The organism is Streptomyces sp. NPDC102278 (assembly GCF_044766345.1).
In the GTDB taxonomy this organism is placed as follows: Bacteria; Actinomycetota; Actinomycetes; order Streptomycetales; family Streptomycetaceae; genus Streptomyces.
This window is the reverse complement of sequence record NZ_JBIWLV010000029.1, coordinates 1-22,731: the sequence shown is the minus strand read 5'-3', so window position 1 is coordinate 22,731 and position 22,731 is coordinate 1. Positions and strand designations below refer to the sequence as shown.

Here is a 22,731-nt window from a genome sequence, read left to right as displayed (position 1 = left end):
AGGAGGCGGTCCGAGATGAGTCTCCGATTCGTCGCGGCCAGGCTGGGCATGGTCATCCTGACCGTGCTCGCCTCCAGCCTGGCCATCTACGGCGCCATGTTCCTCACTCCCGGGGATCCCGCCACTCTGCTCGTCGGGGGCAGCAGGAACCCCGACCCCGCCGTACTGGCGCAGATCCACCGTGAGTACCACCTGGACGATCCGTTCATTCAGGGCTACTGGCACTGGCTGAGCAACTGCCTGCAGGGGGACTTCGGCAAGTCCCTCGTCTACCGCGACTCCGTCGCCGGCCTCATCGGCGCCCGCGCCGGCGACACCCTGGCACTGGTGGCCTACGCCTCCGTCCTCGTCCTCGTCGGCGGCACCCTCATCGGCACGGTCGCCGCGCTGCGCGGCGGACGCACGGAGACGCTGGTCACGACCCTGACGGCGGGTGCGATGGCGGTACCGACCTTCGTCATGACGGTTCTGCTGATCTGGCTCTTCGCCGTCCAACTCCCGTGGTTCCCCGTCTACGGCTCCGGCGAGGGCTTCACCGGCACCCTGACGCACCTGACCCTTCCGGCCGTCGCGCTGGCGCTGAGCTGGATCGGCTACGTCGCCCAGGTGACCCGGACCGCCGTCCGTGCGGAGATGCACTCCGAGCACGTGGAGACCGCCCGCAGCCGCGGCGTCCCCGAGCACACGGTGATCAGACGACACGTCCTGCACAACGCCTCCGGCCCTGTCTTCGCCGTCTCCGGCGTCGGCATCGCCGGACTCATCGCCACCGCGGCCGTCGCCGAGCAGGCGTTCGGCACCGGAGGGCTCGGAGCCCTCATGATCGAGGCCGCGTCCAAGCAGGACATGGCGGTGGTCCAAGCCGTGTCCCTGATCTTCGTGATCGTCTTCGTCGTCATCAACACCACCGTCGACCTCATCAGCGCCGCCCTCGACCCACGAACCGCCCAGAAGGGGGTTGCCCGATGACGACCGCCCTGTTCACCCGCACCGCGCCGAAGCGACGGGCCGGACGCCCACGAGACCGCCTGACGCTCGGTGCGGGATGCGTCGTCGCCCTGTTCGTCCTGCTGGCCGTGCTCGGGCCGCTGCTCGCCCCGCACGACCCGAACGCCGTCGACCCCATGAACGTCAACGCCGGACCGTCCACCACCCACCTTCTCGGCACGGACGACACCGGCCGCGACCTGCTGTCCCGACTGATCACCGGAACCCGCGCGAGCCTCGCCGCCCCCGCCGTCGTCATCGCCGTCTCCACCACGCTCGGCACCCTCCTCGCGCTGACGGCAGCCTGGTTCGGAGGCCGGCTGGACCGGCTCGTATCAGGGGCCCTCGACATCGTCTTCGGCTTCCCGGGGCTCATCCTGGCCGTCCTCGTCGCCGCCGTCTTCGGCGCCGGACTCACCGCACCGGTCGTCGCCCTGTCGATTGCCTACCTCCCCCTGATCACCCGCGTCGTACGATCCGCCGCGGCCAAGGAACGCCACCTGCCCTACGTCTCGGCGCTCCAGCTCCTCGGCGCCCCCACCGCCCGCATCTGGCTGCGTCACCTGCTGCCGAACCTGCTCCCGCTCGTCCTCGTGCAGGCCACCATCGGCTTCGGATACGCCCTGCTCGACGTGGCCGCCATCTCCTTCCTCGGCCTCGGCAGCCAGCCCCCGGACCCGGAGTGGGGACTGATGGTCTCCAACGGAGCGCCCTCGATCCTCGCCGGCCAGCCGCAGCAGTCGCTGTACGCGGGCATCGCCATCCTGATCGTCGTCGTCGCGTTCAACCTGCTGGGGACGGGACTGTCCAGACGTCTGCTCGGAGAGAACGCATGAGCACACCACCCCTGCTCCAGATCGACGCGCTCGGCATCGACCTGCCCCTCGACGGAGCGCCGCGCACGGTCGTCCATCGCGCCGACGTCACCATCCCCGAAGGCACGGCCGTCGCGCTGGTCGGCGAATCCGGATCGGGCAAGTCCCTGACCGCCCGCTCCGTCATGGGGCTGCTGCCCGCAAACGCCCGCGTCCGCGGAGACGTGCTGTTCGCCGGGGAGTCCGTTCCGGCGATGAAGCCCGAGCGCCTGCGAGCATTCCGCGCGACCGAGGCCGCCATGGTGTTCCAGGACCCCCGCGCCCACATCAACCCCGCCCGCAGCGTCGGCGACTTCCTGATCGAAGGGCTGACCACCACACGTCGTGTCCCCACCGCCGAGGCGGTCAAGAAGGTCACGGGAATCCTGCGGGAGGTCGGCATCGCCGATGCCGAGCGGCGCATGCGTCAACGGCCCCACGAACTGTCGGGCGGTCTGCTCCAGCGGGTCATGATCGCTGCCGCTCTGGCGGCCGACCCACGCCTGCTGCTCGCGGACGAGCCGACCACCGCCCTCGACGTGACCACCCAGGAAGAGGTGATGGCCATCATCGGGGAAGCCCGCGAAGCCCGCGGCCTCGCCCTGCTGTTCATCACCCACGACCTGGAACTCGCGGCCGCCGTGTGTGACCGGGTCGTGGTGATGTACGCGGGCACGACCGTGGAAGACCTCCCCGCAGGCCATTTGCGCGGGCGCGCCGCCCACCCTTACACGCGCGCCCTGCTCGCCTCCCGTCCCTCGCTCTCCGACGCGGCCGCGGAACTCCGCTCGATCCCCGGAAGGCCGCTGTCCGGCTTCGAAGCACCCGATGGATGCGCCTTCAGCGGACGATGTCCCCACGTTCAGGACGTGTGCCGCAGCGACCGGCCACAACCGAGCTCCGCCGGTGACGCCACGGCGGCCTGCCACTTCCCTCGCACGTTCACTCCCGAGGAGGGCGGCAGCCATGCTTGAGGTACGCAACCTCCGCAAGGAGTTCGGTGACTTCGTCGCCGTGGACGACGTGACGTTCGCGCTCCCGGAGCGAGGTTCCCTGGCGATCGTCGGCGAATCCGGATCCGGCAAGACGACCACCGCTCGCATGATCGCGGGACTCGAACCGCCGAGCGGCGGTCACATCGTCGTCGCCGGCGACGAGCGCAGGCCCGGCCGGCTGCGGTCACGCGAGCGCCGCGCCCGCGGCCGGCAGATCCAGATGGTCTTCCAGGACCCTTACTCGTCCCTCGACCGACGCCAGCGCGTCGGCGACGCCGTCGCCGAGGCGGTCGGGCTCCACCGGCCCCTGCCGGTGGACCGGCTCCGTGCCCGCGTGACCGAACTGCTCGACATGGTGGGCCTGGACGAACGGCAGGCACGCGCCCTGCCGAAGGCCCTCTCCGGCGGACAGCGCCAGCGCGTCGCCATCGCCCGCGCCCTGGCCGCCGAACCACGGGTGCTGATCCTGGATGAGGCGATCGCGGCCCTGGACGTGTCCATCCAGGCGCAGATCCTGACCCTGCTCACCCGCATCCGGACGGACACCGGTACCGCCCTGCTGTTCATCACGCACGATCTCGGCGCCGTCCGGCACATCAGCGACGACGTCCTGGTGATGCAGGCGGGAAGGGTCGTCGAACACGGCCCCGTCGCAACGGTTCTCGGCGACCCTCAAGACCCCTACACCCGACGCCTCATCGCCTCCATCCCGAAGCCGGGCTGGAAACCGCGGAGAAGGGCGCACAAAGCCGCCGCCTGACGTTCCCCACGCCACGCGGCCCAGTGAGCGAAGGCGCCTGTCCCGGCGAGGGGGCGGGACAGGCGCCTTCCTCTTGTCGCACCCGAGTCACGGGCCCCGGAGAGCCGGGGCCCTACGTGCGTCCTGTGCTCGACGACGCGGCGTTCCGCGTCCGTCGCCCGCTCCTCGGTGACGGAGAAGTTGGTGTCCGACATCTTGACGACCCGTCACACCGGCCACATATTACGAGCGAGTACAACCGACTGGTAACTCTGCGCGCAGCGCACTCGACTTTCCGACGGCAGGCGAACGGGACCGCCCTGCCGCCGGCCCGGCGTGCCGACTGGCCCTCCCCGGCGGCCAGAAGGCGCCCGCCCCCCACCCCGTCACGAGAGGCACTGCCATGCGATCAGTTCCACCGATCCGTCGCGCCCGCGCCACTGTCGCCCTCACCGCCGTCACCGCCGCTCTGGCCACCGTTGCCGGCGTCGGCGCCGGGCCCGCCGCGGCCGCAGGCACCGTGCTCGACCGCTATGTGGCCCTCGGCGATTCCTACGCCTCGGGAGCCGGCGTACCGGAGCAGGCTGATTCCAACTGCATGCGCTCCGCTCGCAATTACCCCGCCCTGCTGAACGCCGCGCTCTCTCCCGCCACCCACAAGGACGTCACCTGCGGAGGGGCCACCACGGTGCACATGACCTCCGCGCAGAACGCGTCCGCGCCACCTCAGCTCGACGCGCTGAGCGCAGACACGGACCTGGTCACCGTCACCATAGGCGGCAACGACGTCGGCTTCGCCAACATCATCGTCCGCTGCGTGGCTCTCGGGGCGTTCAACCTCGGTGGCTCGCCCTGTAAGAACAGCTACACCTGGACAGGCACCGACCAGCTCGCCGCCACCGTCAACGCCACCGCTCCCAAGATCGCCGCCACCCTCGACGGCATCCGCCGGCGCGCCCCACGGGCCCGCATTCTGGTCACCGGTTACCCGGCGATCCTTCCCGACAACGGCACCAACTGCCCCTGGGTCGCCACCATCGCCAAAGGTGACGCCCCCTGGCTGCGGGACACCCACAAACGACTCAACACCATGATCGCCACCCAGGCCGCCGCCCACGGAGCCGTGTACGTGGACACCTACGGCAAGTCCATCGGCCACGACATCTGCAAGCCCGCCGGAACCCGCTGGATGGAGCCGCTCCTCACCAACGCCGCGGCGCCCTTCCACCCCAACGCGGCGGGTGAACGGGCCATGGCGGACGCCCTCCTCGCCGACGCCGACTGACCGACGAACGACCTTCGACGGGTCGCCGTTCGGTCGCTGCGGGCCCGGCGGGCTCGCGGGAACGCTCGCCCTGGCCGGGGCTACCGCTCAGGGCGCTTCCACCAACGGGGCGCCGGTTCGGCAGGACTCACGGAGGCTGTGCGCGGAAGGGGAAGGAGAAGGAAACGGCGTGCCCCGGCGGGTGGTGCAGACCGCCGGGGCACGCCGTCGATGGGCCGGGGCGGGCGGTCAGCCGGCCTGCGCCCGGGAGAGGGTAGGCCTGGTGCGCGTGGCTCGGGTCTCGATCGCCGTGGCGACGTGGAGCAGCAGGTCCTCCTGGAAGCGGCCGCCGATCAGCTGTACGCCGGACGGCAGCCCGTCGCGCAGGCCGGTGGGCACGGAGATGGCGGGGAACCCGAGTACCGGTACCGCTTGCATCGGCCACTGCGAGGCCAGCAGCTCGCTCACCCGGGCATCGCCGGCGAGGTCGGCGTCCTGCTCGAACGGCGGCTCGGAGCAGACGGGCGTCAGCACGACCCGGTCTTGGCCCAGGAACTGCTGGAAGCGGCTGATGAGGGTGCCGCGGCGGGCGTACCCCCGGATGTATTCGGCGAGGGTGGGCTGCTCGCCCCACATCTGCGCAGCGGCGGCGAAGCAGGACGCGAGGGAGACCCGTACGGCGTCGTCACCGAACAGCTCGATCTCGGACATCATCGTCCTCAACTCCTGGTAGATCAGGAGCGACCACAGCCGGGCCGCCTCACCGAGGAGGGGAAGCTCGATCTCCTCCACCTCGTGGCCGGCCTCGCTCAGCCACCGGGCCGCGTCGTCGATGGCGGCGTCGACGCTGGGATGCGACGTGGTGCCTCCGACGGAACGGACGACCGCGACCTTCACCCGGCCGGGCGTGCCCAGCGGCGGCCGCACCGGGAGGCCCACGGGGTCGTTCAGGTCCGGGCTCACCATGGCGTGCAGGCCGAGCCGGACGTCGTCGACGGTCCAGCCCAGCGCCCCGTGGACGGCCATGGTCTGGAAGGACAGCGGGCTGTCGAACTCCTCCGCGCCGCGCGGCTCGACCCCGGAGACGAGCCCCATGGTGGGGCGCAGGCCGACGGCGCCGCAGCAGTACGCGGGGAAGCGGACGGAACCGCCGATGTCGTTGCCCTGCGCGATGGGGGTCATGCCGGCGGCGACCGACGCGGCGGCGCCTCCCGAGGAGCCGCCCGGTGTGCGTCCGGGTTCCCAGGGGTTGAGCGTCGTGCCGTGCAGGTCGTTTCCGGTGAACCAGCGCACGGCGAAGGCCGGGCTGTTGCTGCGGCCCATCAAGGTCGCCCCCGCGTCGCGCAGGCCGGCGATACAGACCGCGTCGTCCTGTGCGACGGCGCCGGCCCAGGCGGCGACGCCGTGCGAGCTGGCGTATCCGCGCTGTGAGGTGTTGATCTTGGTGGACACCGGGACGCCGAGCAGCGGGGGCAGCTCCCCGCCCGCGGCGACCGCGGCGTCGGCGGCCGCGGCCTGGGCGAGGGCTTCCTCGGGCCGGATGTCCACGAGGGCGTTCAGCGCAGGGTTGGTCTCCTCGATGCGCGCGAGGAACGCCTCGGCGACTTCGGTGGCCGAGAAGGCCTTCGCGCGGATACCGGCGGCCAGTTCGGCGGCCGAGTGGTGCCACAGCGGCGTGCCGCCGGTGGTGTCGGTCATCGTCGTCTCCTGATTCGAAGGGGTGGCGGTCACTTGTCGGTCCCGCCGAGGTGGGCGGCCCACGGCATGCCCATGTAGGCGAAGGAGGTCGGCGCACCGCTGATGCGCTTGTTCATGAACATCCGCTCGTGCGTGGTGGCCAGGAACACCGCCGGGGTGGTCGGGGTGAAGAGGGTCTGCGCCTGCGCGTACGCCGTGGCCGAAGCGGCTGGATCGGAGGAGGTGCGGGCCCGGTCGAGCAGCCGGGTCACCTCGGGGTTGTCGTAGCCCGTCCAGTTGAAGAGACCACGGGGGGTGACGCTCTCGGCCACGTAGGACGACGGGTCGGGCATCGTGACGTAGCCGAAGGTGAGGATGAGGTCGAGGCCCTCGCGGACCGAGGCGTCGTAGAAGAGCGAGGACATCTCGGTGGGCTGGAGCTGCTTGATCTCGATGTCCACGTCGATCTTCTTCGCCGCGGCCTGGACGAACGTCAGCGCCTGCAGTCCGCGTTGGTCCCCGGCGGGGATGGCGGCCACCAGCGGGAGCCGGACCGGGCGCGCCTGCGCGACCAGCTTCCTCGCCTTCTCCACGTCGGGCTCGGGGACGTCGGGCAGTGCCGCGTAGGCCGCGTCGAACTGAGCGGCTGCCTTGTCTCCGCGCCAGGTCAGGGGCGGGACGAGCGACTTCAAGGTGGTGGCGTCACCGCCGAAGACGTTCTTGATCAGTGCGTCGCGGTCGATGACCAGGGAGAGGGCGTCCAGGAGCTTGCGGTCGGCCGCGGGCGACTCGGCGTTGCCGGGGATCAGCAGGACGTTCTGGGTCGACGGGCCGAGGTGCACCGCGCCGTTGTTCGCCTTGCCGAGCGAGGTGGCGCTGTTGGGCGGTAGTTCGTAGGTGCCGTCCACCTCGCCGGACAGCAAGGCGCTGGTCAGCGTGTTGTTGTTGGTGATGAAGCGGAACTCGACCTGCTTCACCCTCGGCTTGAGCCCGCTGTCCCAATAGGCGTCGTTGCGTTCCAGCGTGATGTCGGCGCCGGACTTCCAGGACCCCAGCTTGAACGGCCCCGTACACATCAAGCCGCCCTTGGCGCTGCCGTAGGCGGCGCCGGCCTTCTCGGTGTACGCCTTCTGGTTGACCGCGCCGAACGACGTGGACAGCGCCTTGGGCAGCGTCTGGTCGTATCCCTTGGTCCGCAGCGTCACCTGGTGGGAACCGGTGGCCTCGATCGCGGTCACCGCGGCGAGGTGGTTGCCGTACAAAGCTTGCGTTCTCGGGTCCCGTTGTCTTTCCAGGCTGTGGATCACGTCCTCGGGGGTCATGGGCGAGCCGTCCCAGAACGTGACGCCCGGGCGCAGGTCGAGCACCAGGGTCGTGTTGTCGGTCCAGGTGACCTTCTGGGCGAGGCCAGGACTCAAGGAGAAGTCCGCGTTCATCCGGGTCAGGGTGTCGCAGAGGTTGGCTCCGACCGTCTGGGGAGAGTAGTCGCCGATCCTGGCGGGGTCCAGGGTCGTCGGCTCGCCGTACGGCAGGGCCCAGACCACCCGGTCCACCTCGGAGCTTCCGGGTGCGGTGGTGGTGGTGAGGCGTCCGGCGTTGGGGGGTGTGCCGTTTCCGGTCGCCGAGCCGCTACAGGCTGTGGCAGCCAGCAGTCCTACGCTCGCGAGCACTGTCAGCGCCGATTTCTTCGCAGCCATGGCTGATGCTCCTTGCCGAGGGGAGTGAGCAAGAGGGGACGCTCGACATGGGGGTGTGGGGAGCGCCGCCCGCGAGTCGTCATAAACGAACGTCATATAACGCTGTTGCATGTCACGCTTGCATCTGGTGAGCTAGGGCGTCAAGAGCAAGACGCGACGCTCTCTCGGATCGGGCGTCCGGCCCGCCAGGCGCGGCCCGGCGCCGGACCGTGCCCGACCGGCGGCGATGTCGAGCGGGCTCGCACCCTCCGCCACACGCCCACGTGCCGGGTCCGCGACCCGTCCTCACCCGTGCCGGCGCGGGCGGGCGGATCGCGCCGGCCGCGAGGGCGCGCCGGCTTCACTCACAGAATCGGAGAACCGCCATGTCCTTCACTCCCGCCCTCGACTTCGCGTTCGAGATCCGGGCCGAGGTGTCCGACACGCTGCACATCGGCCATGGCGACGGGGAGGTCACCGAGTTCACCCCCATCACCGGGGGCGGCGTGGACGGCCCCCGCCTGCGCGGCACGGTCCTCCCGGGGGGAGGCGACTGGAGCAGCACGCGCGGGGAGGTGTGTGAGCTGGAGGCCCGCTATCTGCTCCGGGCGGAGGACGGCGCGGTGATCGACATCGTCAACCGCGGTTACTACCGCCCCACGGCCGACACGCCGGACCAGTTCGACGGGGAGCTGCAGGTCTCCGAGGCCGGGCACTACTACCGCACCTCACCGGTCTTCCGCACGGACGCCCCCGCCCACCGCTGGCTCGCGGAGACGGTCTTCGTCGGGCTCGCCCGCCCGGACGGCGACCGTGCCGTGGTCATCCGCGTGTACGCGCTCAAGTAACGGGCCCGCCCGCGGCCCGGGCACAGACCGCGCGGGCCGTGGCCAACCCCGCCTGCCAGTGCTGTGGCCGGAAAGGTTTGCCGGGTCGCGGTGTCCGGTGCGGTGCATCGCAAGGCGGAGGACCGCCGCTCGTACTGAACGCACTCGGGCGGTCCGACAATGCGGCGAGGTGCCGTACCGGGCGCCGTGACACGGTGAACCTTGCAGGTCACAGCACTAGGACAGGGATCGCCAGGCCCCGATCAGGGCTTGGCGGAGCACGCCGATCTCCTCGGCGCTCAGGTCGGCCACCATGCGCTCCTCCAGACGGCGGGCCGGCCCGGCGTACTCGGCGAGCAGTCGCCGCCCGGGATCGGCGAGCAGGATGAGACGTTCGCGGCGGTTGGCGGGATTGGGCTCGCGCCGGATCAGTCCGCGGCCCTCCAGTGCCCGGACCATGTCGGCCATCGACTGGGCGGTGACGAACGAGTCGCGGGCGAGTTGCGCGGCGGAGATGCCGTCGTGCCGCTCCAGCACCGTCAGGGCGGTGTACTGCAACGCCGTGATCCCGGCGGGTTTCAGCAGTTCCTCGAGGCGGGCGCGGACGGCCAGCTCCGTCCTCTTGAGCAGGTAGAGCAATGAGGTGCTCACGTTCGTCCTCCCGTGGTGGCCGCGTGCGGTGGGCTCACCGAGCCCCCGCAGCCGGTGCCACCAGGGCGGTGGCGCCTCCTCAGATTAGGTCATTGACAGGAATCCTGTTGATTGAACAGACTGGCGTTCATCAGGATTCCTGTCGATCCCGGCTCGTGCCGGCGCCTTCGGCATTCCCCATTCCCGTACGTACGAGAGGCACCTCTCATGAATCTTCAGGGCAAGGTCGCGGTCGTCACCGGCAGCGGACGCGGTCTCGGGCTGGCGTACGCCCAGGCCCTCGCGGCGGCCGGCGCCGCCGTAGTCGTCAACGACGTCGACCGGGCTGTCGTCGACGCCGCCGTCGCCTCGATCTCCTCCGCGGGGGGTACGGCGACCGGCGTCGTCGCGGCGGTGGGCGACGGCGGGTCGGCGCAGCAGCTGGTGGACGCGGCGGTCGAGGAGTTCGGCCGTCTGGACGTGCTCGTCACCAACGCCGGCATCCTGCGCGACCGGGTGCTGTGGAAGATGACCGACGAAGACTTCGACGATGTCGTCCGCGTCCACCTGCGCGGCACCTTCACCTGTGCCCGCGCGGCCGCCGCCCGCATGCGCGAACAGGGAACCGGGGGCCGGCTCGTCCTCATCTCCTCGCCGGCCGGACAGCGCGGCAACTTCGGCCAGACCAACTACGCCGCCGCCAAAGCGGGCGTCGTCGCCATGGCCCGCACCTGGGCCATGGAACTGGGCCGATCCGGCATCACCGTCAACGCCGTCGTCCCGGTCGCGGCCACCGAGATGACCAAGACCATCCCGGCCTTCGCACCGGTCATCGAGGAGTCCGAGCGCACCGGCAGCCCGCTGCCGGACTGGCTGCGCAAGGACGAAGGCCTCGGTACCGTCCAGGACGTCGCCGCCCTGATCACCTTCCTCGCGTCCGACGCCTCCGCCGGAGTGACCGGGCAGGCGATCGGCATCGGCGGCGACCGGCTGGCCCTGTGGGCGCACCCCAAGGAGAAGTCGGTCGCCTTCGCCGGCGGTGGCTGGAGCGCCGACGCGATCGCCGCCCACTGGGCGGACGGCGTCGGGGCCGAGCCCGAGACCTACGGCATCGCGGCGCCCAAGGCCCCGGAGGCATGAGATGGGCGACCTCACGCTCGACATCGACCGGCTGACCGCCATCGACGTGCACACGCACGCCGAGGTCTCCAAGGACGGCCACGGGGCGCTGAGCCCCGAACTGTTCGGCGCCTCCGAGAAGTACTTCAATGCCCACGGACACCGGCAGTCGACCATCGAGGAGATGGCCGACCACTACCGCGAACGCCACATGGCCGCCGTGGTGTTCACCGTCGACGCCGAACACGCCACCGGCCACCCGCGGATCTCCAACGAAGAGATCGCCGAGAGCTGCGCCGCCCACGCCGACGCGCTGATCCCCTTCGCGAGCATCGACCCGCACAAGGGCCGCGCGGGCGTGCGCGAGGCACGGCGCCTGGTGGAGGAGCACGGCGTCCGCGGGTTCAAGTTCCACCCCAGCATCCAGGCGTTCGCCCCGAACGACCCGATGGCCTACCCGCTGTACGAGGCCATCGAGGAACTCGGTGTGCCCGCGCTCTTCCACACCGGCCAGACCGGCATCGGCGCCGGCGTACCGGGCGGCGGGGGCATCCGCCTGAAGTACTCCAACCCCATGCTGATCGACGACATCGCCGTCGACTTCCCGGAACTACGGATCATCCTCGCCCACCCGTCCTTCCCCTGGCAGGACGAGGCCCTCGCGGTGGCCACCCACAAACCGCACGTGTACATCGACTTGTCCGGCTGGTCCCCGAAGTACTTTCCGCCGCAGCTCGTCCGCTACGCGAACACGCTGCTCCAGGACAAGGTGCTCTTCGGCTCCGACTATCCCGTCATCACCCCCGACCGGTGGCTCGCGGACTTCGAGAAGCTCGACATCAAGCCCGAGGTCCGGCCGAAGATCCTCAAGGAGAACGCCGCCCGCCTGCTCGGTCTGACCACGGGCTGAAGGAGACGCCGTGTTGAACCAAGGCATCGGCTCCTGGCCGGCGCGCCGGGCCCGCAAGACCCCCGACCGGGTGGCCGTCGTCCATGAGGACCGCACCCTGACCTACCGCGAGTTGCACGGGCGCGTCCTGCGCCTCGCCCACGCCCTGCGTGGGCTGGGCGTGGCGCGGGGGCACCGGATCGCGTACCTCGGGCCCAACCATCCGGCGTTCCTGGAGACCCTGTTCGCCGCCGGGGCGCTGGGGGCGGTCTTCGTCCCGCTCAACGTTCGCTTGGCGGCACCGGAGTTGGCGTACAACCTCGCCGACTCGGGCAGCGCCATCCTCGTCCACGGGCCGGAGCAGGCCGCCGCGGCGGGTGCCGCGGCGGCCGAGGCGGGTGTACGGCACCGCATCGCGGTCACCGGCCCCGACGAGGACGGAGCCCTCGGTTACGAGGAGCTGCTCGCCGGCGCCCGGACCGGCCCGCTGGACGAGGCCGTGGCGCCCCAGGACCCGTGCATGATCATGTATACCTCCGGGACCACGGGCCGCCCCAAGGGTGCCGTCCTCTCCCACGCCAACATCACCTGGAACAGCGTCAACGTCCTCGTCGACACCGACCTGGCCGGCGACGAGGTGACCCTCGTCGTGGCGCCGCTGTTCCACACCGCCGGGCTCAACATGACCTGCCTGCCGACCCTGCTCAAGGGCGGCCGAGTGGTCCTCCTCGGCGCCTTCGACGCCGAGCGCGTCCTGGAGCTCATCGAGGACCTTCGGGTGACGTACATGTTCGGCGTCCCCACCATGTACGACGCCATGGCCGCGCGGCCCCGCTGGGAGACCGCGGACCTGTCCAGCCTGCGCACCCTGAACTGCGGCGGCGCTCCCGTGCCCACCCGCACCATCGCCGCGTACCTTGACCGGGGCCTCGCCTTCAGCCAGGGCTACGGCATGACCGAAGCGTCGCCCGGAGTCCTCTACCTGGACAAGGAGCAGGCCTCGGCCAAGGCGGGCTCAGCCGGGGTGCCGCACTTCTTCACCGACACCCGCGTGGTTCTGCCCGACGGCAGCGAGGCCGAACCCGGCGAGCGCGGCGAGATCCTCGTTCACGGCCCCCATGTCATGACCGGCTACTGGGGACGGCCCGAGGACACGGAGGCAACCTTCACCGACGGCCACTGGCTGCGCACCGGCGACGTGGCCCGAACCGACGCCGAGGGCTACGCCTACATCGTCGACCGGGTCAAGGACATGTTCGTCTCGGGAGGCGAGAACGTGTACCCGGCCGAGGTGGAGGACGTGCTCCTCTCTCATCCCGCCGTCGCCGAATGTGCGGTCATCGGTGTGCCGGACCCGCTCTGGGGCGAGGTCGGCCGAGCTGTCGTCGTCCTCGAACCCGGCGCCCACGCCGACGAGGACGACATCCTCGACCACTTGCGGGGCCGACTCGCCAAGTACAAGATCCCCAAGTCCCTCGCCGTGACCGAAACGCTGCCCCGCACGGCCTCCGGGAAGATCATCAAGCCCGCCGTACGGGCCACCCATGCGACCGGTCCCACCGATCGTCCCCACCCTTGACAGACGTACATGCAGCGTCCCTGCACGGGCCGCGCCCACCGTTGCCCACGCCATCGAAAGGAACCTCCATGCCCACGACCGCCAACGGCCTCGACGGACTCAAGTCCCTCAGCGGAGCCGACCTCGGCCGCACCGAATGGCTCGACATCACCCAGCAGCGGGTGAACACCTTCGCCGACGCCACCGACGACCACCAGTGGATCCACACCGACCCGGAGAAGGCCAAAGAGGGCCCCTTCGGCGGCCCCATCGCCCACGGCTACCTGACCCTCTCTCTCATCATCCCGCTCTTCGGCGAGCTGCTGGAGATCACCGGCACGAAGCTGAGCGTCAACTACGGCCTGGACAAGGTTCGGTTCCCCAGCCCCGTCCCCGTCGGCGCGAAGATCCGCCTCCACGGTGCCGTCGGAACAGTGGAGGAGGTCAAGGGCAACGGCGTTCAGATGCCGCTGACATTCACTGTCGAGGTCGACGGCAGCGACAAGCCGGCCTGCGTCGCCCAGGCCGTCTACCGCCACTACGCCTGATCGGCCCGTGCCGTCCCGTACGAAGGCGGGTCGGGGGGAGCGGTACCAACCTCGTGTCGGTACCTGCTCCCCCCGACCCGCCTTCAGCCTGCTCGCCCACGCGCCGGCGCGGTCACGCGCCCGCGGCGGCGGTGAGTTGCTGTTCCAGCGTCGCCAGTGTCCGGTAGCAGGGAAGGACCTGGGCGACGGAGGAGTTCGGCTCGCGCCCCTCGCGGATCGCGGCGACGAACTCGCGGTCCTGGAGCTCGATGCCGTCCATCGACACGTCGACACCGCTCACGTCGATCGGGTCGTCCTTGCCCGTGAACAGGTCGTCGTACCGCGCGATGTAGGTGCCGGTGTCGCCGATGTAGCGGAAGAACGTGCCGAGCGGCCCGTCGTTGTTGAAAGACAGCGACAGCGTGCAGATCGAGCCGCCGGCCGCGCGCAGCTGGATCGACATGTCCATCGCGATGCCCAGCTCGGGGTGGATCGGACCCTGCACCGCGTTGGCCTGCACGATCGGCGAGCCGGTCTGGTACGCGAACAGATCCACCGTGTGCGCGGCGTGGTGCCACAGCAGGTGGTCGGTCCAGGAGCGCGGCTCCCCCAGCGCGTTGAGGTTCTGCCGGCGGAAGAAGTACGTCTGCACGTCCATCTGCTGGATGTTGAACTCACCGGCCTCGATCCGTCGGTGCACCCACTGGTGGCTGGGGTTGAAGCGACGGGTGTGGCCCACCATCGCGACGAGCCCGGTGCGCTCCTGCGCCGCCTGGCACGCCTCGGCATCGGCGAGGGAGTCGGCGAGCGGGATCTCGGTCTGCACGTGCTTGCCCGCGTCGAGGCAGGCAAGGGTCTGCGCCGCGTGCATCTGGGTGGGGGTGGCGAGGACGACGGCGTCGATGTCGTCCATCGCCAGCACCTCGTCCAGGGAGGCGACGGCGCGGCCCACGCCCTGCTCGGCGGCGAACTTCTGGGCTCCTTCGAGGCTGCTGCTCACGACGGCGGCCACCTCGACGCCCTCGATGCGACGGAGTGCGGCCGCGTGCTTCGCGCCGAAGGCGCCGCCGCCGGCCAGGGCGATCCGCAGGGTTCGGTCGTCGGTCATGTCAGTTCTCTCCTTCGGCGGGCGTCTCGGCCCGGGGATGGTTCTCCAGGATCAGGTGGCCGACGGCCGTGTTGGACGCGGGCACATGGTAGAAACGGTGCTTGACCTCGACGGCGCCGGTGCCGTCCACGTCGCTCAGAGCGCCGCGGGCGATCAGCCACATGACCAGCTCGATGCCTTCGGAGCCGGCCTCCTCGACGTATTCCAGGTGCGGCACCTCTGCCAGCCCCGCGGGGTCGGCGATCAGCCGGTCCAGGAAGGCGTTGTCCCACTCACGGTTGATGAGGCCGGCGCGCGGTCCCTGGAGCTGGTGGCTCATGCCGCCGGTGCCCCACACCTGCACCTGGAGGGGGCGGTCGTAGGACTCGATGGCCTTGCGCAGAGCCTGGCCGAGTTTGAAGCAACGGGCGCCGGAGGGTACCGGGTACTGCACCACGTTGACGTGGAGCGGGATGACCTTGCACGGCCACTTCTCCATGTCGCCGAACATCAGCGACAGCGGGACGGTCAGACCGTGGTCGACGGCCATCTCGTTGACGAGGGTGAGGTCGAAGTCGTCCCGGATGAGGGAGTGTGCGATGTGCGCGGCCAGGTCGGGGGCGCCCTCGATGCCGGGCACGGGGCGGGGCCCGTACCCTTCGTCGGCGGTGGGGAAGGCGGCTCCGGTGCCGAGGGCGAAGGTCGGGATCATCGACTGGTCGAAGGCGCTGGCGTGGTCGTTGTAGACCAGGAAGATCACGTCGGGGGCGTTCTCCCGCTCCCAGGCCTTGGAGTACTCGTACCCCTCGAAGACCGGCTGCCAGTAAGGCTCTTCGGTCATCCCGTGGTCCAGCGCCGCGCCGATCGCCGGCACGTGCGAGGTGAAGACGGCGCTGGTGATGGTGGCGTGTTCGGACGGCGGCTCCGGGTTGGTGTACGCCGCGTCCAGGACGGCGTGGTCGATCCGGTTGCCCTCGACCGAGCGCCCGCCGCCGACCATCATGGCCCGGTACTCCTCCTCTGTCATGCCGGTCATCGAGCCTGCCATCTGCTGGAACGAAAAGCCCAGCGTGGCGCCCCACTTGGCGAGGAAGTAGATGTTGCCGCCCTGGCGCATCGCCGCGTTGAGGTCGCGGTCGAGGAGCGCCCGCTTCTGCTCCTCGCGCAGCGGCCACGCGGCCAGGTAGGCCTGCTCGTCGGCGAGGTAGGCCGCGCGGTTCTCCGCGGTCATCAGCGACATGCAGAACTGGTTGAGGTGATAGCCCTTGGCGGACTGCTCGGCGTCGAAGATGGTCGTCCCCGGCACCAGTTTGTAGGTCTTGTCCAGTGACATGGTGGGCTTCCAATCGTACGGAGGTCAGTCGGCGTCAGGCCAGTACAGGCGCGTCGGGTTGTCCACGAGGAGCTTGTGCCGGAGTTCCGACGTGGGCGCGATGTGCGGGACGAAATCGACCATGAGGCCGTCGTCGGGCATGTGGTCGGTGAGGTTGGGGTGCGGCCAGTCGGTCCCCCACAGCACCCGGTCGGGGAACTCCTCGACCACGCGCCGCGCGAAGGGGACCACGTCGCGGTACGCCTCCTGCTCGCCGTCGAGGGCTGCCGGACCGCTCGCCGTCAGCCGCTCCGGGCAGGTCACCTTGCACCAGATGTCCGGCCGGGCCCGCAGGAAGTCCAGGAACGCCTTGAACTCGGGACCGTCCGGGTCCTTGGTGACGTCGGGCCGGCCCATGTGGTCCACGACCAGCGGGACCGGGATCGACAGGAAGAAGTCGCGCAGGTCGGGCAGGTCGGGCGCCTCGAAGTAGACGACGACGTGCCAGCCCAGCGGGGCGATCCGCTCGACCACGTCCAGCAGGTCCCGGCGCGGCGCCGCGTCCACCAGCCGCTTCACGAAGTTGAACCGTACGCCGCGCACGCCCGCCTCGTGCAGCTCGCGCAGCTCCTCGTCGGAGACGTCGGGGCGTACGGTGGCCACGCCCCGGGCCATGCCCTTCGATGCGCGCAGGGCATCGGCCAGGGCGCGGTTGTCGGCGCCGTGGCAGGTGGCCTGCACGATGACGTTGCGGGTGAATCCGAGGTGGTCGCGGAGCGCGAAGAGCTGGTCCTTGGACGCGTCGCACGGCGTGTACTTCCGCTCGGGCGCGTACGGGAACTCGGCGGCCGGGCCGAAGACGTGGCAGTGCGCGTCGACGGCGCCCTCGGGGAGCCGGAACCGCGGTCGGCTCGGGCCGGCGTACCAGTCCAGCCAGCCCGGGGTCTTCTCGAAGTCTGTCGTCATGGGTTCTCGTTCCTCTCCGTCAGTTCTCGTAGCGCAGGCCGAGTTCGGCCAGCGGGCCGCGCATGCCGTACATGTCCAAGCCGAGCTTCCCGGCACGGAACCGCGTGCGCTTGCCCTCCTCGTCGGCCTCGCGAGCGGCCGACGCGGCGGCCACCTCGGCGGCCCGCTCGCGCGGCACCACGACGACGCCGTCGGCGTCGGCGTCGATGACATCACCGGGGCGCACGAGGGCGTTGCCGCAGACGACGGGCACGTTGACCGAGCCGAGGGTGGCCTTGACGGTGCCCTTGGCGTTGACGGCGCGGGAGAAGACGGGGAAGTCCATGCCCTCCAGGTCGATGACGTCACGGACACCGCCGTCGATGACCAGGCCGACGCAGCCTCGGGCGCGGAAGGAGGTGGCGAGCAGCTCGCCGAAGAATCCGTCCTCACTCTCGGTCGTACAGGCCGCGACGACGACGTCCCCGTCCTGGATCTGCTCGGCGGCGACGTGCAGCATCCAGTTGTCGCCGGGCTGGAGCAGCACGGTCACGGCGGTGCCGCACATCCGGGCCTTGGGGTAGACGGGGCGCAGGTAGGGGCGCATCAGCCCGACGCGGCCCATCGCCTCGTGGATCGTCGCGACGCCGTACTTCGACAGCTCGGCGACGGCATCGGGGTCGGCCCGGACGATCTTGGTGTGGACGACGCCGACCTGGGTGTGTTCCATGGGTGCTTCTCCTGGGTTCAGCGGCCGGCCGCGGCGAGGCGGGCGGCGAGTCGGGGGTAGACGCGCACGGCGTTGTCGGAGTAGACGGCTGCGCGTTCCCCGTCCGACAGGTGCGGGGTGGCGTCGACGTAGCGCTTCGTGTCGTCGAAGTGGTGGCCGCTACGCGGGTCGATGTCGCGGACGGCGCCGATCATCTCGCTGGCGAAGAGAACGGACCGGCTGGGGATCACGCGGGTCAGCAGGTCGATGCCCGGCTGGTGGTAGACGCAGGTGTCGAAGAAGACGTTGTCGAGCAGCGTCTCCGGGTCCGGCTTGCCGAGTGCCATCGCCAGGCCGCGGAACCGGCCCCAGTGGTACGGCACGGCGCCGCCGCCGTGCGGGATCACGAACCGCAGCGTCGGGAAGTCGGCGAACAGGTCGCCCTGGACGAGCTGCATGAACGCCGTGGTGTCGGCGTTCAGGTAGTGCGCGCCGGTGGTGTGGAAGGCCGGGTTGCAGGACGTGGAGACGTGGATCATCGCTGGGATGTCGTACGCGACCATCGCCTCGTAGAGCGGGTACCAGCTCCGGTCCGTCAGTGGCGGCGCCGTCCAACGGCCGCCCGAGGGGTCCGGGTTGAGGTTGACCGTCACCGCGCCCAGCTCCTCGACCGCGCGGCGCAGCTCGGGCAGGCAGGTCGCCGGGTCGACGCCGGGAGACTGCGGCAGCATCGCGCCCATCGCGAACCGGTCGGGGTAGAGCGCACTGACCCGGTGGATCAGGTCGTTGCAGATCCTCGCCCACGCCGAGGAGACGCCGAAGTCGCCGATGTGGTGGGCCATGAAGCTGGCCCGCGGGGAGAAGATCGTCAGGTCGCTGCCCCGCTCGTCCATCAGGCGCAGCTGGTTGTCCTCGACGGCCCGGCGCAGGTCCTCGTCGGTGACGACAAGGTCGTCGGGGTCGGGCGCGTCCGCGCAGGAGCCGACGGCCGCGATCTGCCGGTCGCGCCACGCGGCAAGCTGCGGCGGCGTGGTGGTGAAGTGACCATGACAGTCGATGATCAAGGGAGGTCTCCTGGAAGTGTCGGGCGGGATCCGTCCATGCCGGGGACGCGATCAGCCCTGGGCGCTGACGGGCCAGCCGGTGTACTGCTCCGAGAGGTACGTCCGTCCGGCGCGCGTGCCCACCACGTTGTCGAGCTCGCCGAGTTGGCGCCGCAGGTCAAAGGCCGAGGCGCCGGGCGCGGTGTGGAGCAGCCGGGTCATCCAGTACGAGAAGTTCTGCGCCCGCCACACCCGCTGGAGGGCTTGCGGCTGGTACGCGTCCAGCGCGGCCCCGCCCTCGCGGCTGAGGGCCCGCAGCAGCACGTCGGCAAGGACCTTCACGTCGTGCAGCGCCAGGTTGAGCCCGCGGGCACCCGTCGGCGGCACCGTGTGCGCCGCGTCACCGGCGAGCACCATCGAGCCCCAGCGCATCGGCTCCTGCACGAACGACCGAAACCGCAGCACCGTCTTCTCGAGGACGGGCCCCTCCTTCAGCCGGAAGCCGTCCTCACCCGCCACCCGCGCCTGGAGGGTCTCCCAGATGCGCTCGTCCGACCAGGCGTCGACGGACTCGCCGGGGCCGCACTGGAAGTACATCCGCTGCACGGACTCGGTGCGCCGGCTGATCAGCGCGAAGCCGTGCTCGGAATGGGCGTAGACCAGCTCGGGCGCGCTCGGCGGGGCCTCGGCGAGTATGCCGAACCACGCGAAGGGATACTCCTTGCCGTACCGCGTCCGCCGCTCCTTCGGCACCAGGTCGCGGCACATGCCGCGGGACCCGTCCGCGCCGACCACGTACCGTGCGCGGATCTCGTGCCGGGACCCGTCGGCCGCCGTGTACCGGACGCGCGGCGCGTCCGTGGTGATGTCGAGGACCTCGGTGTCCCTGACACCGAAGTGGACCGTGCCGCCGTCACGCTCCCGCGCGTCGGCCAGGTCGATGAACACGTCGGTCTGCGGGTAGAGCCACACCGACTCGCCCACCAGGGCCTTGAAGTGGATACGGTGCGCCCGGCCGCCGAACCGGAACTCGGTGCCCTCGTGTTCGTGGCCGTCCCGCAGGATCCGGTCGGAGACACCGGTCTCGACAAGGTCCCGGGCCACGTCGGCCTCCAGGATCCCGGCGCGCTGCGTCGTCTCGATCTCGTGCCGGGTACGGGTGTCGAGCACGATCGTCCCGACGCCGGCACGACCGAGCCGGTGCGCCAGCATGAGGCCGGCGGGGCCGGCGCCGACGACGGCTACCGGGACCGAGGCGACGGTGTCGACGGTGTCGACGGGGGCATCGGCCATGGCATCTCCTCAGCGACTGCGAACGTTCCGAACACCCCGAACGTTGACACCCGATCCGATGCCAGGTCGCTGCTGTTTCCGTCAGGCGGAAGCCCGTCCCGATCCGGGACCTCAGGAGGTCGTACGAGTACGGCGGCCGAGCTCGTCGGAGATCCCGTGCGCGGCCCGCAGCAGCGGCTCCCGCAGCCGGCGCGCACGGCTCGCGCCCTGCGCCGTGATCACCACCCCCAGAGCGGCGCTCACCGGCCCCACCCGCCCGATCCGCACGGGCGCGGCCAGCGCGACCGTGCTCTCGGACAGCTGCCGGTCGCTGAGGAAGACGTGCTCGCGGCGGATCCGGTCCAACTGCGCCCGCAGAGCCGTCGGATCGACGACCGTGTGCGGGGTCCACGCTCGCAGCGGCGCGTCGAGGACCTCCTCCTGGATCGCCTGCGGCGCGTGCGCGAGGAGCACCCGCCCCATCCCCGTGGAGGCGATCGGGAAACGCGTCCCGACCATCGTCAGCAGTTTCGCCGACCGGTGCCCGGCGATCCGCTCGACGAACACGAGCTCCGTTCCCTCCCGCACCGCGAGCTGGATGTTCTCGTGCGTGACCTCGTACAGGTCCTGCATGAACGGCAGCGCCACATCGCGCAGGATCTGGGTGCGCGGGCAGCCCGAGGCGATCTCCCAGAGCCGCAGCCCCACATGCCACGACCCGTCCTCGGCCCGCTCCAGCACGCCCCAGCCCGCCAACTCGGCCACCACCCGGTGCGTGGTGCTCAAGGCCAGGCCCGTGCGCTGAGCGATCTCCGACAACGTCTGCGACGCGTGCTCGCGGTCGAAGGCCGAGAGGACCTCCAGGACCTTTCCAGCCGCCGTGCTCCGGGTTGTGCTCACTTCGCCAGTCTCGCAGACCGGCGTTGAGGCAAGCGGCCGGGCACCGTACCATCTGCCGGACACCAAGGAGGCGACGTGAACCGAGACATCTCCGGGCTGTCTTCGATGGCGACGCGGCCCCTACTGGCCGAGCTGTCCGAACACATCCGGCTCGCTCACGGGCTCCCCGTACGTTTCGATTCCGCCGGCGGGGTCGAGATCGCGCGGCGGGCGCGCGAAGGCGCCGAGGCCGACTTGCTCGTCCTCGCCGACGGCGCCTTGGCCGAGTTGGAGAAGGAAGGGCACATCCTCCAGGGCACGACACGACCGCTGTGGGTCTCGCAGGTCGTCGCCGCCGTGGCGGAGGGAGCACCCGTTCCGGCACTCGGCTCGGAACCCGACCTGCGAGCCGCGCTGACGTCCGCGGAGGGGATCGCCTACTCCACCGGGCCCAGCGGCATCGCCCTCATCGATCTGATCACCCGGCTGGATCTCGCCGACACGCTGTCTGATCGGCTCGTCCAAGCGCCACCGGGGGTGCCGGCAGGCAGCCTGCTGGCGTCCGGCCGAGCAGACCTGGCCTTTCAACAGCACAGCGAGTTGATGGACCTGCCGGGCGTCGTCGTCATCGGCCCGCTGCCGGGTGACACCGCCATCAGCTCGACGTTCAGCGGAGGTGTACTCACCGCCTCCAGCCGGCCAAGCCTCGCCCGCGAAGTCCTTGACCTGCTTGGCTCCGACGCCGCATCGAGGACCGCCCGCGCCAAGGGCATGCGGGGGGTTGGGGACCAGTGACCCGAGTCTGAGATCCGGTGGCAGTAGGCGGCGACGTTGTCGAGGATCTCGTCAGGGGTCTTCGTCCGGACGAAGGGCCTGGGCTGGTCGTTCCAGTCGGTCAGTCAAGCCCGGATGTCGCGTTCGAGTGCCTGGACGGAGCGGTGGACTCCACGCTTGAGTTTCCTCTGTGCGATCCGCCGGCCGACCACCGCTCGACCAGGTTGAACCAGCCGATGAGCGAGACCCCAGGCCACCGGCAGGCAGTGGCCGCCGACGGACCGTGGCCGCCCGAGGGCGGGTGTTGCCCGTGGCACGAGGAGCCGGCCGGATCCGAGCTCCGCGCCTGCTGGGCCATGCCAAACTCAGCCAGACCATGCGACCTCTGTGGCGGACTGCCGCGCGCCACAGCCCGACACCTGTGGCAGGGTGGCCCCGCGACCACGACGACGCTGCAATGCGCGGACACTCCCCTCCCCCGGCCCAGAGCCTGCCCTGGGCGGTCGGCGTGGGCCGGGCCGGCGTCGCCCTTCACATCCACCACTCCCCCGCACCCATCCCACGGAACGTCACCCCGCACACCACGACCGCGGTGAGCAGAGCCCGTGTCGATGTGGCCGAGGCGGCTGACCGTTGGCACGTCACCGGACGTGCTGGACGTGCTCGTAGTAGTCCGGCAGCTCCTTCAGGTAGGGCGGGAGGTTGGGGTTGGCCAGCAGCCGGGTCATCCAGCCCGGGTCCTCCGAAGTGGTCAGGGGGCTCAGGGGGGTCTCCTCGAAGGGCAGGCCCAGGCGGCACCTCAGGACGCGCGCGATGTCCGCCGCCGTCAGCTCGCCCTGCGGGGTACCACCCGGGCAGTGGGCCAGTTCGGACCGGATGCGCCGTACGGAGTCCGGTTTCGGCCGTACGCGCTCCAGCAGGAACCCCGGATCCATCGCCAGGGCGCGCCGCAGCCGGTCCTCGGTCTC

At 70.6% G+C, this 22,731-nt stretch carries 22 protein-coding genes; 11 read left to right on the top strand and 11 right to left on the bottom strand.

Features of this window, described 5'->3' with window-relative positions; translation table 11 throughout:
* The first annotated feature begins 15 nt into the window (after window positions 1-15).
* The 5 genes from ACIRO3_RS35530 (at window position 16) to ACIRO3_RS35510 (ending at window position 4,860) form a co-directional block, all read left to right on the top strand.
* Window positions 16-969 (top strand): ABC transporter permease, encoded by a 954-nt coding sequence (locus ACIRO3_RS35530; protein WP_404143756.1) that lies wholly within the window; start codon window positions 16-18, stop codon window positions 967-969.
* Window positions 966-1,823, top strand: coding sequence for an ABC transporter permease (locus tag ACIRO3_RS35525; RefSeq protein WP_404143754.1), 858 nt, complete (start codon window positions 966-968; stop codon window positions 1,821-1,823). Before ACIRO3_RS35530 ends, ACIRO3_RS35525 begins: the two co-directional genes overlap by 4 nt.
* Window positions 1,820-2,815 (top strand): ABC transporter ATP-binding protein, encoded by a 996-nt coding sequence (locus ACIRO3_RS35520; protein ID WP_404143752.1) that lies wholly within the window; start codon window positions 1,820-1,822, stop codon window positions 2,813-2,815. The genes ACIRO3_RS35525 and ACIRO3_RS35520 overlap by 4 nt, the downstream gene beginning before the upstream one ends.
* On the top strand, window positions 2,808-3,596 hold the full coding sequence (locus ACIRO3_RS35515) for an ABC transporter ATP-binding protein (RefSeq protein ID WP_404143751.1): 789 nt from the start codon (window positions 2,808-2,810) through the stop codon (window positions 3,594-3,596). The genes ACIRO3_RS35520 and ACIRO3_RS35515 overlap by 8 nt, the downstream gene beginning before the upstream one ends.
* 382 nt (window positions 3,597-3,978) lie before the next feature.
* Entirely contained in the window at window positions 3,979-4,860 is an 882-nt protein-coding gene (locus tag ACIRO3_RS35510) for an SGNH/GDSL hydrolase family protein (RefSeq protein WP_404143749.1), read from the top strand.
* 228 nt (window positions 4,861-5,088) lie between these two features.
* Here ACIRO3_RS35510 and ACIRO3_RS35505 read toward each other — a convergent pair whose 3' ends face one another.
* Both ACIRO3_RS35505 and ACIRO3_RS35500 read right to left on the bottom strand, forming a co-directional pair.
* Window positions 5,089-6,537: an amidase gene (locus ACIRO3_RS35505; protein WP_404143747.1), complete on the bottom strand. Its 1,449-nt coding sequence runs from the start codon at window positions 6,535-6,537 to the stop codon at window positions 5,089-5,091.
* Window positions 6,538-6,566: 29 nt separating this feature from the next.
* A complete protein-coding gene (locus ACIRO3_RS35500) occupies window positions 6,567-8,213 on the bottom strand; it encodes an ABC transporter substrate-binding protein (protein WP_404143746.1) in 1,647 nt (548 codons plus the stop codon).
* Window positions 8,214-8,578: 365 nt separating this feature from the next.
* On the opposite strand from ACIRO3_RS35500, the gene ACIRO3_RS35495 reads away from it, so the two are divergent.
* Window positions 8,579-9,040 carry a DUF3237 domain-containing protein gene (locus ACIRO3_RS35495; protein WP_404143744.1) on the top strand — a complete coding sequence of 154 codons (462 nt, stop codon included), beginning with the start codon at window positions 8,579-8,581 and terminating at the stop codon, window positions 9,038-9,040.
* 216 nt (window positions 9,041-9,256) lie between these two features.
* On the opposite strand, the gene ACIRO3_RS35490 is transcribed toward ACIRO3_RS35495, so the two are convergent.
* On the bottom strand, window positions 9,257-9,670 hold the full coding sequence (locus tag ACIRO3_RS35490) for a MarR family winged helix-turn-helix transcriptional regulator (RefSeq protein WP_404143743.1): 414 nt from the start codon (window positions 9,668-9,670) through the stop codon (window positions 9,257-9,259).
* Between the two features lie 207 nt (window positions 9,671-9,877).
* On the opposite strand from ACIRO3_RS35490, the gene ACIRO3_RS35485 reads away from it, so the two are divergent.
* The 4 genes from ACIRO3_RS35485 (at window position 9,878) to ACIRO3_RS35470 (ending at window position 13,763) form a co-directional block, all read left to right on the top strand.
* A complete protein-coding gene (locus tag ACIRO3_RS35485) occupies window positions 9,878-10,789 on the top strand; it encodes an SDR family oxidoreductase (protein ID WP_404143742.1) in 912 nt (303 codons plus the stop codon).
* A 1-nt stretch (window position 10,790) separates the two neighbouring features.
* Entirely contained in the window at window positions 10,791-11,678 is an 888-nt protein-coding gene (locus ACIRO3_RS35480; RefSeq protein WP_404143740.1) for an amidohydrolase family protein, read from the top strand.
* 10 nt (window positions 11,679-11,688) lie between these two features.
* Window positions 11,689-13,236, top strand: a complete 1,548-nt coding sequence (locus ACIRO3_RS35475) for a long-chain fatty acid--CoA ligase (protein ID WP_404143739.1) — start codon at window positions 11,689-11,691, stop codon at window positions 13,234-13,236.
* 68 nt (window positions 13,237-13,304) lie between these two features.
* Window positions 13,305-13,763, top strand: a complete 459-nt coding sequence (locus ACIRO3_RS35470) for a MaoC family dehydratase (protein ID WP_404143737.1) — start codon at window positions 13,305-13,307, stop codon at window positions 13,761-13,763.
* Between the two features lie 112 nt (window positions 13,764-13,875).
* Here ACIRO3_RS35470 and ACIRO3_RS35465 read toward each other — a convergent pair whose 3' ends face one another.
* The 7 genes from ACIRO3_RS35465 to ACIRO3_RS35435 all read right to left on the bottom strand — a co-directional run bounded on the left by ACIRO3_RS35465 (window position 13,876) and on the right by ACIRO3_RS35435 (window position 21,010).
* A complete protein-coding gene (locus ACIRO3_RS35465) occupies window positions 13,876-14,850 on the bottom strand; it encodes a Gfo/Idh/MocA family oxidoreductase (RefSeq protein WP_404143735.1) in 975 nt (324 codons plus the stop codon).
* 1 nt (window position 14,851) lies between these two features.
* Window positions 14,852-16,162 (bottom strand): protocatechuate 4,5-dioxygenase subunit alpha, encoded by a 1,311-nt coding sequence (gene ligA, locus ACIRO3_RS35460; protein WP_404143733.1) that lies wholly within the window; start codon window positions 16,160-16,162, stop codon window positions 14,852-14,854.
* 24 nt (window positions 16,163-16,186) lie between these two features.
* Window positions 16,187-17,107 (bottom strand): amidohydrolase family protein, encoded by a 921-nt coding sequence (locus ACIRO3_RS35455; RefSeq protein ID WP_404143731.1) that lies wholly within the window; start codon window positions 17,105-17,107, stop codon window positions 16,187-16,189.
* Window positions 17,108-17,126: 19 nt separating this feature from the next.
* Complete coding sequence (gene ligK, locus ACIRO3_RS35450) at window positions 17,127-17,816, bottom strand: 4-carboxy-4-hydroxy-2-oxoadipate aldolase/oxaloacetate decarboxylase (protein WP_404143729.1); 690 nt, start codon at window positions 17,814-17,816, stop codon at window positions 17,127-17,129.
* 17 nt (window positions 17,817-17,833) lie between these two features.
* Window positions 17,834-18,859 (bottom strand): amidohydrolase family protein, encoded by a 1,026-nt coding sequence (locus ACIRO3_RS35445; protein ID WP_404143727.1) that lies wholly within the window; start codon window positions 18,857-18,859, stop codon window positions 17,834-17,836.
* Between the two features lie 51 nt (window positions 18,860-18,910).
* Window positions 18,911-20,131, bottom strand: coding sequence for a 4-hydroxybenzoate 3-monooxygenase (locus ACIRO3_RS35440; RefSeq protein WP_404143725.1), 1,221 nt, complete (start codon window positions 20,129-20,131; stop codon window positions 18,911-18,913).
* A gap of 111 nt (window positions 20,132-20,242) precedes the next feature.
* On the bottom strand, window positions 20,243-21,010 hold the full coding sequence (locus ACIRO3_RS35435; protein ID WP_404143723.1) for an IclR family transcriptional regulator: 768 nt from the start codon (window positions 21,008-21,010) through the stop codon (window positions 20,243-20,245).
* A gap of 75 nt (window positions 21,011-21,085) precedes the next feature.
* On the opposite strand from ACIRO3_RS35435, the gene ACIRO3_RS35430 reads away from it, so the two are divergent.
* Window positions 21,086-21,784, top strand: a complete 699-nt coding sequence (locus tag ACIRO3_RS35430) for a substrate-binding domain-containing protein (protein WP_404143721.1) — start codon at window positions 21,086-21,088, stop codon at window positions 21,782-21,784.
* A 620-nt stretch (window positions 21,785-22,404) separates the two neighbouring features.
* Here the strand turns inward: ACIRO3_RS35430 and ACIRO3_RS35425 are convergent.
* The coding region (locus ACIRO3_RS35425; RefSeq protein ID WP_404143719.1) for a hypothetical protein at window positions 22,405-22,731 on the bottom strand (327 nt) is incomplete at its 5' end.

What these genes read in the sequence shown, in the direction of transcription:
- ACIRO3_RS35530 (WP_404143756.1), top strand. Translation starts at nt 16, where the DNA reads ATGAGTCTCCGATTCGTCGCGGCCAGGCTGGGCATGGTCATCCTGACC.
- ACIRO3_RS35525 (WP_404143754.1), top strand. Translation starts at nt 966, where the DNA reads ATGACGACCGCCCTGTTCACCCGCACCGCGCCGAAGCGACGGGCCGGA.
- ACIRO3_RS35520 (WP_404143752.1), top strand. Translation starts at nt 1,820, where the DNA reads ATGAGCACACCACCCCTGCTCCAGATCGACGCGCTCGGCATCGACCTG.
- ACIRO3_RS35515 (WP_404143751.1), top strand. Translation starts at nt 2,808, where the DNA reads ATGCTTGAGGTACGCAACCTCCGCAAGGAGTTCGGTGACTTCGTCGCC.
- ACIRO3_RS35510 (WP_404143749.1), top strand. Translation starts at nt 3,979, where the DNA reads ATGCGATCAGTTCCACCGATCCGTCGCGCCCGCGCCACTGTCGCCCTC.
- ACIRO3_RS35505 (WP_404143747.1), bottom strand. Translation starts at nt 6,537, where the DNA reads ATGACCGACACCACCGGCGGCACGCCGCTGTGGCACCACTCGGCCGCC.
- ACIRO3_RS35500 (WP_404143746.1), bottom strand. Translation starts at nt 8,213, where the DNA reads ATGGCTGCGAAGAAATCGGCGCTGACAGTGCTCGCGAGCGTAGGACTG.
- ACIRO3_RS35495 (WP_404143744.1), top strand. Translation starts at nt 8,579, where the DNA reads ATGTCCTTCACTCCCGCCCTCGACTTCGCGTTCGAGATCCGGGCCGAG.
- ACIRO3_RS35485 (WP_404143742.1), top strand. Translation starts at nt 9,878, where the DNA reads ATGAATCTTCAGGGCAAGGTCGCGGTCGTCACCGGCAGCGGACGCGGT.
- ACIRO3_RS35480 (WP_404143740.1), top strand. Translation starts at nt 10,791, where the DNA reads ATGGGCGACCTCACGCTCGACATCGACCGGCTGACCGCCATCGACGTG.
- ACIRO3_RS35470 (WP_404143737.1), top strand. Translation starts at nt 13,305, where the DNA reads ATGCCCACGACCGCCAACGGCCTCGACGGACTCAAGTCCCTCAGCGGA.
- ACIRO3_RS35465 (WP_404143735.1), bottom strand. Translation starts at nt 14,850, where the DNA reads ATGACCGACGACCGAACCCTGCGGATCGCCCTGGCCGGCGGCGGCGCC.
- ligA (WP_404143733.1), bottom strand. Translation starts at nt 16,162, where the DNA reads ATGTCACTGGACAAGACCTACAAACTGGTGCCGGGGACGACCATCTTC.
- ACIRO3_RS35455 (WP_404143731.1), bottom strand. Translation starts at nt 17,107, where the DNA reads ATGACGACAGACTTCGAGAAGACCCCGGGCTGGCTGGACTGGTACGCC.
- ligK (WP_404143729.1), bottom strand. Translation starts at nt 17,816, where the DNA reads ATGGAACACACCCAGGTCGGCGTCGTCCACACCAAGATCGTCCGGGCC.
- ACIRO3_RS35440 (WP_404143725.1), bottom strand. Translation starts at nt 20,131, where the DNA reads ATGGCCGATGCCCCCGTCGACACCGTCGACACCGTCGCCTCGGTCCCG.